This is a genomic window from Pseudomonas sp. DE0010 (assembly GCF_007680745.1).
GTDB classification, from domain to species: domain Bacteria; phylum Pseudomonadota; class Gammaproteobacteria; order Pseudomonadales; family Pseudomonadaceae; genus Aquipseudomonas; species Aquipseudomonas parafulva_B.
Genome location: NZ_VEJQ01000236.1, coordinates 1 through 259 on the forward strand (window position 1 = coordinate 1; position 259 = coordinate 259).

1 pseudogene is annotated in these 259 nt (G+C 73.4%); it reads right to left on the bottom strand.

The annotated features are described in order from the left end of the window. A pseudogene (locus FS767_RS23295) lies at positions 1-246 on the bottom strand (hypothetical protein); the annotation flags it as partial. Positions 247-259 lie beyond the last annotated feature (13 nt).

Genomic DNA, 259 nt, shown 5'->3' on the forward strand with positions numbered 1-259 from the left:
CTGGTGCGCGCGGCGCTCGCTCTCCAGGCGCAGGCGAAAGCCGGCGGCTTCGCCGGCGGACACCGGACTGGCGCCGCCACCGACCAGTTGCAGACCGGCCAGGTTGCGATAGGTGTGCAGCATGGCCACCAGCGCCAGCCCGGGCAGCGCCAGCACCAGCGCGGTGTAGATCGGCGCGATGCGGCGGAACCAGCCCTCGGCGCGCAGGAGGCCATGGGCGGCGATGGCGGCCAGGAAGGGCACCATGGGCACCACATAG